The 2,728-nt window shown below is 73.5% G+C and carries 2 protein-coding genes; one reads left to right on the forward strand and one right to left on the reverse strand.

The window, feature by feature from the left end; translation table 11 throughout:
- Window positions 1-170: 170 nt before the first annotated feature.
- Window positions 171-1,484 carry an inorganic phosphate transporter gene (locus AXW62_RS38510; protein ID WP_060948446.1) on the reverse strand — a complete coding sequence of 438 codons (1,314 nt, stop codon included), beginning with the start codon at window positions 1,482-1,484 and terminating at the stop codon, window positions 171-173.
- 481 nt (window positions 1,485-1,965) lie between these two features.
- Here AXW62_RS38510 and AXW62_RS38515 point away from each other — a divergent pair, with 481 nt between their 5' ends.
- The gene (locus AXW62_RS38515) at window positions 1,966-2,652 is read left to right on the forward strand and encodes a class II aldolase/adducin family protein (RefSeq protein WP_060948447.1); all 687 of its coding nucleotides are present in this window, start codon (window positions 1,966-1,968) and stop codon (window positions 2,650-2,652) included.
- The last annotated feature ends 76 nt before the right edge of the window (window positions 2,653-2,728 follow it).

Consider the following 2,728-nt stretch of genomic DNA (forward strand, 5'->3'; position numbering starts at 1 on the left):
CCGCCGCACCATCCGGTACGGCGGCCGTGCCGCCCTGCTCCGGCCGCGTCTTACCGGACGTCCCGACGATGCCCAGGGTGAAGACGCCCACCAAGGCGACCGTCACCACGAGGCTGACGCCGAACACCTGGCCGAGGGCCGCCCAGTCGATGTGCATGTTTCCTGGCTCCTCAACTGCTGGCGCCGCTCGCCGCGGCGGCGGCGGGGGCGGGGGTAGGGGTAGGGGTAGGGGTCTTCTCGGGCTCGGGCGCGGTCCCGGGGACGCCGCGCTCGGTGGCGGTCTCCGCGGCGCCCTCGGGGGCGGCGGAGCCCACCGGACCGGCGGGCGGCGGGGCCACGGACCGCAGGGCGGCCGTGACGGCGCCCACCGGCTCCTGGGTGCCGACCTCGTTGACGTTGGTGTGGTCCACGGGCTTGCGGCGCGACAGCGCCCAGATCGTCCCGCAGGCCAGGACGGCGAGCACGGCGACCGCCGTGACCCCCGCGTTCCCCTGGTCGGCCAGCAGCGCGGCGCCGCCCGCCACCAGACCCGCGGCCGGCAGGGTCAGCACCCAGGCGATCACCATGCGGCCCGCGGTCGACCAGCGCACCACCGCGCCCTTGCGGCCGACGCCCGCGCCCATGACGGCACCGGAGCAGACCTGGGTGGTGGACAGCGCGAAGCCGATGTGGGAGGAGGCGAGGATGACCGTCGCGGCGCCGGTCTGGGCGGCGAAGCCCTGCGGCGGCTGGATGTCGGTGATGCCCTTGCCCATGGTGCGGATGATGCGCCAGCCGCCCAGGTAGGTGCCGAGCGCTATGGCCAGGCCCGCCGAGACGATGACCCACAGCGGCGGGTCGGAGTCCGGCGCCACCACGCCTCCGGTGACCAGCGCCAGGGTGATGACGCCCATCGTCTTCTGGGCGTCGTTGGTGCCGTGGGCCAGGGAGACCAGGGCGGCCGAGGCGATCTGCCCGGCGCGGTAGCCCTTGGCGGTGTCCTCCGGGGCCCGGCCGCGGCCGAGCCGGTAGGTGAGCCGGGTGGCGGCCACCGTGGCGATACCGGCCACGATCGGCGCGGCCACGGCGGGGATCAGGACCTTCATGACGATCGCGTCGCCGTTGACCCCGTCCAGGCCGACGGAGACCACGGTGGCGCCGATGAGGCCGCCGAACAGCGCGTGGGAGGAGCTGGAGGGGAGTCCGGCGAGCCAGGTCACCAGATTCCACAGGATCGCGCCGATCAGTCCGGCGAAGATCACTTCGGGTCGGATACCGGAGTCCTCGTCGATGATCCCGCCGGAGATGGTCTTGGCCACCTCCACGGAGAGGAACGCGCCGACGAGATTGAGGATGGCCGACATCGCCACCGCCACCCTGGGACCGAGTGCTCCCGTGGAGATGGTGGTGGCCATGGCGTTAGCCGTGTCGTGGAAGCCGTTCGTGAAGTCGAACACCAAGGCCGTGACGATCACGATCCCGATGAGAAGCGTGATGTGTTCCATACACCCGGTCAATCAGTTCGAAGGTCGATAGTGCCTCGGTGAACGTAAGGAAACAGGGTGAACGGAAGGTGAACTGAGTCAGGCGTGGGAGTGACGTGGTTGCGGTTTCGTCAAAACCCCGTGAATTCCCGCCTACTCACCTGTGTCGCAAGGGGGTTGAGTGCTGATCGGGACCGCTGGGGAGGGGCCGGGGCCCGGCGCCGCGGGGGCCGCCCGGTCACCCTCCGTCACCTCTTAGGGGCCGGCTGTCGCCGGCCGTCCACGAAGCGCGGCCGTAGCCGTCCGCCGGCGCCCGGGTCGCGCGCCCGGCCTAGGGAGGCTCGACCCGGGGCGGGTCCGCCGTACGGTCAGGCACCCCGTACGATCAGGCACCCCCGTACGGTCAGGCTCCCGTACGGTCAGGCCCCCGCGCCCGGTCCGGCCCCGCCGCCGCCCCGCCCCCGGGCGCCTGGGAGGATCGGGCCCACGGAGGTGAGGGCAGGTGACCCAGTCGCAATCCCCGCGGCAGCCGCAGGCACGGCTGACCCATCCCCTGCGGCAGGCGTGGACGCAGGTGGTGAGAACGGCCCGCAGGACCACCGCCGACGGCCTGGTCGTCGGCACCTCGGGCAATGTCTCGGCCCGGGTCGGCGACACCGTCCTGGTGACCCCGAGCGGTGTGCCCTACGACCGGCTCGGCCCACGGGACGCCGTCGCCGTCGATCTCGACGGACAGCAGGTCCTCGGGACGCTCGCGCCCACCAGCGAGCTGCCCATGCACCTCGCCGTCTACCGCGAGACCGACGCCCAGGCCGTGGTCCACACCCACGCCGTCCACGCCACGGCCGTCTCCACGCTCGTCGACGAACTCCCGGCGATCCACTACATGACCGCCGCCCTCGGCGGCCCGGTCCGCGTCGCGGACTACGCGCTCTACGGAACGGACGAACTGGCCGCGGCCATGCTCGGGGCGCTGCGCGACCGCAGCGGCTGCCTGCTGCGCAACCACGGCACCGTCGTCCACGGCGCCACCCTGGACCAGGCGTACGACCGCACCGCCCAGCTCGAATGGATGTGCCGGGTCTGGCTCACCGCGGTCTCCGTCCCCGGCCGCACCCCCTCCCTGATCCCGCCGGACGAGCTGCGGCGGGCCGCGGAGAAGCTGAGCGGCTACGGCCAGCGGCGCTGAGCGCGGGCGGCACTGAGCGCGGGCGGCGCCGAGCCCGGCCCGGCGCGCGCCCCGGACCCGGCCGGCCGGTCACCCG

The organism is Streptomyces hygroscopicus subsp. hygroscopicus (assembly GCF_001553455.1).
Lineage (GTDB): Bacteria > Actinomycetota > Actinomycetes > Streptomycetales > Streptomycetaceae > Streptomyces > Streptomyces hygroscopicus.

Bases quoted from the DNA above. Each gene is read 5' to 3' on its own strand.
- AXW62_RS38510 (WP_060948446.1), bottom strand. From the start codon at position 1,484: ATGGAACACATCACGCTTCTCATCGGGATCGTGATCGTCACGGCCTTG.